Origin of the sequence: Robertkochia sediminum, assembly GCF_016786255.1 — a bacterium.
Taxonomy (GTDB): Bacteria; Bacteroidota; Bacteroidia; order Flavobacteriales; family Flavobacteriaceae; genus Robertkochia; species Robertkochia sediminum.
This window is the reverse complement of record NZ_JADMKT010000060.1, coordinates 1-4,369: the sequence shown is the minus strand read 5'-3', so window position 1 is coordinate 4,369 and position 4,369 is coordinate 1. Positions and strand designations below refer to the sequence as shown.

Annotated in this window: 4 protein-coding genes; 2 read left to right on the top strand and 2 right to left on the bottom strand. The window is 46.7% G+C overall.

What is annotated here, in order from left to right; genetic code table 11:
• Positions 1-224 precede the first annotated feature (224 nt).
• Together IS446_RS15575 and IS446_RS00310 are read right to left on the bottom strand one after the other, a co-directional pair.
• Positions 225-602: a hypothetical protein gene (locus IS446_RS15575; protein WP_203057173.1), complete on the bottom strand. Its 378-nt coding sequence runs from the start codon at positions 600-602 to the stop codon at positions 225-227.
• Between the two features lie 399 nt (positions 603-1,001).
• Positions 1,002-2,597: an NADP-dependent glyceraldehyde-3-phosphate dehydrogenase gene (locus IS446_RS00310; protein ID WP_203057172.1), complete on the bottom strand. Its 1,596-nt coding sequence runs from the start codon at positions 2,595-2,597 to the stop codon at positions 1,002-1,004.
• Between the two features lie 500 nt (positions 2,598-3,097).
• Between IS446_RS00310 and IS446_RS00305 the strand changes: the two genes are divergently transcribed.
• Both IS446_RS00305 and IS446_RS00300 read left to right on the top strand, forming a co-directional pair.
• Complete coding sequence (locus tag IS446_RS00305; RefSeq protein ID WP_203057171.1) at positions 3,098-3,454, top strand: transposase; 357 nt, start codon at positions 3,098-3,100, stop codon at positions 3,452-3,454.
• Positions 3,451-4,335, top strand: coding sequence for an IS3 family transposase (locus IS446_RS00300; protein WP_317192146.1), 885 nt, complete (start codon positions 3,451-3,453; stop codon positions 4,333-4,335). Before IS446_RS00305 ends, IS446_RS00300 begins: the two co-directional genes overlap by 4 nt.
• The last annotated feature ends 34 nt before the right edge of the window (positions 4,336-4,369 follow it).

Below are 4,369 nucleotides of genomic sequence, written 5' to 3'. Positions count from 1 at the left end.
TCTCGATACGATCCCGCTACGCGTGATCACTCGAGGTGACAGATTTGAATCATATGTCTTCGCGAGGTTTACGAAGCAAACTGTGGCGATCTCATGAAGATGCGGAGATGCATTATACAGGGCAGCTACCTTAAGCAACCACACCCCAAATCAAAAAATCGATTTCCCTCCCCTTCCCCTTATTTTAAGGGGAAGGTGTCTGACCTCCGGTCAGACGGAAGGGGTTATTGTGGTAACGGCGCTCCTACGGCGAGATCACAACGGTGACCGGGTTGCCCGTGAGGCGGATTGGTCATCGTGGCTGGTCCAGGCGCCAGGAGCCCTTTATTTGCAGTGTTGGCTTTTGCAGGAGCATCGAGGGGTGATCCTACAGGGATATCACATCGGTGTCCCGGTTGTCCGTGCGCCGGATTGAGTCCGACAGCCGGTGAACCTGCCTCAGGAAAATCCTCTTTAACGGCTTCGAACTGCTCCTCGGCCTTTTCTTCATTATATCCGTCGAGAACTTCTCCGGTACTACCAAGCAGCTTATCAGCATTCCAGAGAATGAACGTTCCGGCAATAAGAATGATGATGAGAACAATTTTATGTAGCTTTTTCATAGTGGTAAGTGTTTAGGTGTTCAAATATAGGAAAAGTTACGAGGTTACGAGGTTACGAGGTTACAAGGTTAATCGGGATTGCATGTGCAATAAACCCCTTCCGTCAGTGCTAATGCACTGCCACCTTCCCCTGGGAGGGGAAGGAGATCGTTCTATATTTTAACTTCTCGATCTTCTCATTGTCAAGCAAAGTACGTTACACTTCCCCTTTCAGGGGAAGGTGGTTTTGCGAAGCAAAATCGGATGGGGTTTTCAAAGTAACAATATCCCAATTCAAACAACGCTCCCTCCCCTTCCCCTTTTTGCAAGGGGAAGGTGTCTGACCTAGAGTCAGACGGAAGGGGTTAAAAAAAATCCCCACCAAAAGGCGGGGATCAGAACACTAATGATATAACCAATCTATAAAATATAATCTGTACTAATAAAGTTCGACGCCTTACTATCGAGCAGGTCATTCAAAATACGATTGTTGTAGTCGTTATCTTTTGATGCGACAAAGGTTCTAATTGAGAACGAACGCAGGGCATCGTGTACACTTAACGTTCCTGCAGCAGAATCTTTACGTCCTGTGAACGGATACACATCGGGGCCGCGCTGACAAGAACTGTTCAGGTTCACGCGACATACCAGGTTCACCAGGGTATCGATAAGCGGTGCCAGGTTATGTACATTCTCTCCAAAGAGACTCACCTGCTGTCCGTAGCTGGAATCGGCTACATCGGCTGCAGGCTGCTCGATATCATCAAACGGCATGATCGGGATCACCGGTCCGAATTGCTCTTCCTCATATACCCTCATGTCTTTGGTAACGGGGTATAAAACCGCCGGATAGATGTAATTCCCCATCATCTTCCCACCTTTTTTATTGATGATCTTGGCGCCTTTAGCCAGGGCATCGTCGATAAGCTCTTTAATGTATTCAGGCTTTCCGGGCTCCGGCAGTGGAGTAAGCATCACCCCTTCTTCCCACGGATTTCCGAACTTAAGGGCATCTACACGCTCTGCAAAGCGCTTGTTGAAGGTATCGGCAACCTCTTCGTGTACATAGAGCACCTTAAGGGCGGTACAACGCTGCCCGTTAAACGAGAGGGTACCGGAGATACATTCGTTGATGGTGAGATCCATATCGGCATCCGGGAGTATCACCGCCGGATTCTTAGCTTCGAGTCCGAGTACCAAACGCAATCGGTTCTTATAGGGGTGGTGGTCCTGCAGGGCTACCGCAGAACGGCTGTTCCCAATGAGCGCCAGCACATCAATTCGTCCGCTTTGCATGATCGGTGCAGCCACCTCTCGGCCACGACCGTAAACGATATTGACCACACCCTTAGGGAAGCTGGAACGGAAGGCTTCCAGCAGCGGGGTCATCAAAAGCACCCCGTGCTTGGCAGGTTTGAAAATTGCCGTGTTCCCCATGATCAATGCCGGGATCAACAGGGCAAAGGTTTCATTGAGCGGATAGTTATACGGGCCCAAACACAGTACGATCCCGAGTGGTCCTCTGCGGATATGGGCATGGATGCCATCGTGCTTGGTGAATTTCGCCGAATCCCTGTCCAGCTGTTTGTACTCTTCTATGGTATCGTAAATGTATTCTACTGTTCTGTCGAACTCTTTTCGGGAATCGTTCAGGGTCTTTCCGATCTCCCACATAAGGAGTTTTACAACGGCATCGCGTTGCTTTTCCATCTGCTTTACGAAGCGCTCCATACAGAGCACACGATCGGCCACCTTCATGGTAGGCCATAGCCCCTTACCTTTTCCAAAGGCATCGGCAGCAGCCAGTAAGGCGCGGTTGGCTTCAGGCTCTCCCAAATACGGAATGGTCCCTAACAGGGTGGGCTTGCCATCTTCGGTAGATGAAATACTGGAATATACTTCTGATGTTTTACCTTCCCACTTTTCGAGCACCCCGTTCACCAGCCAGGTATCCTGGTTGATGGTTTCGGTGATCTTAAATTCTTCGGGAATGGTTGGTGTTGTCTTTGTCTTCATATACTAATTCTTGGTCAGGAAGGTGAAATCCTTCCACCCTAAAATTCGGTAATAGCTTTGTCTTATTCAAGTGTTGTAGCCGACTTTTCTACGCAAACGTTAGAAATCACGTTAGGTGTAGCGAAAATAGGCGCTGTAGCCGTTTTAGAGAAGGGGAAACGGTTCTCAGGTTTCGGTTTTCAGAAGTTAGTGGATAGTGGATAACGCTGTAGGCTGTAGGCTGTAGGCTGTAAATAGTTCTCGATACACCGTCGCTCCGCTCCGGCACTCGAACTGACACACCTATTACCTTTCATCCACCGACCTGTTCTCCGAAATGACAAGGAAGGAGAAAGCCTTAGCGAAGGAGGACTTTACGCCTTTACCCTTTTTATGAGATCGCCACAGTTTGCTTCGCAAACCTCGCGAAGACACCCATCTATTACTTATTACCTGTTACCTATTACCTGTAACTGACTCCGCCTGATATAGGTTGCCTTTTTTCACAACCTTTTTAAACGATGAAAAAAGTAGCAACTAAGAGGACTTTTGATCTGGATCTGAAATTGGATCTGGTCAAGCAAATTGAATCTGGAAAAGTAGGCGTAAGTCAAGTGTCCAGGATTTATCAGGTAAGCCCTGCGGCCATTTATAAATGGTTACGGAAATATTCCGATCTTTATAAAAATCAAACCCGAGTCGTGGTGGAAAAGAAGAGTATTTCTCAAAAGAACAAAGAGCTTCAGCAGCGCATAGCGGAGTTGGAGCGTGCTTTAGGGCAAAAACAAATGCGGATCGACTACCTGGAGCAGGTGGTTGATGTGGCCTCTTCTGAACTAGGAGTGGATATTGAAAAAAAGTCCAAACGACGGTCATAGCGCGTTTTCGTGAGGACAAATCGTCGCATAGCTACAAGATGAACGATCTGTATGCTATGATAGGGATCACCAAACAGGCATTTTATAAGCGGTTAGCCCGTTCAAAAGCTCAGGAGGCTACCAAACGGTATGTCATAGCAATGGCTTCGGAGCTTCGAAAGGATCACACTAAAATGGGCTGTAGAAAGCTCTACGATGAGATCCGCCCCAAGGGAATGGGTAGAGATCGTGTGGAAGCATTGTTGCTTAATGAAGGCTTCAGGGTGCCCAGAAAACGCAGTTATCGCCGTACGACCTATGCTGGAGGATATCGATATGAAAATCTGTTATCGGGAAAGATGCTGAACGACAGACATCAGCTCTGGGTAAGCGATATCACTTATATCCCGGTAGGATATAAACAGTTTTACTATCTGACATTGATCCAGGATGTGTATTCAAAAGTGATCAAAGGCTGGTCCTTGTCCAAGACCATGGAGACGGAAGAAACGGTGCTTCCCAGCTTGAAAGATGCTTTAAAAGGTTTAAGTGAAAACGAGCGAAAGCAACTTGTTTTTCATTCTGATCGAGGCTCACAGTATGGAAGTAAGGAAATGAGAAGGCTATATGACATCTTTAAGATTAATCCGAGTATGGGAGGAAAAGCCTGGGAGAATGCTCATGCAGAATCTTTAAATGGTGTCTTAAAGAACGAGTACATCAACTTTGATAACATCAATATCAGTTTAACCCAGGCACGTTCATTAATGGATAAATGGATCTATCTTTACAATTATGAGCGCCCCCATGGTTCATTAAAAAACATGAAACCTATGGAATTTGAAAAACACCTTAAAAGCTTATCTGTAAAGCAAAGGGAAACATTAGAGATAAAATATTAACCCGAAATAGGGCAACCTTATTCAGGCATGCTCA

Coding starts and splice junctions, on each gene's coding strand:
- IS446_RS00305 (WP_203057171.1), top strand. CDS start 3,098: ATGAAAAAAGTAGCAACTAAGAGGACTTTTGATCTGGATCTGAAATTG.
- IS446_RS00310 (WP_203057172.1), bottom strand. CDS start 2,597: ATGAAGACAAAGACAACACCAACCATTCCCGAAGAATTTAAGATCACC.
- IS446_RS15575 (WP_203057173.1), bottom strand. CDS start 602: ATGAAAAAGCTACATAAAATTGTTCTCATCATCATTCTTATTGCCGGA.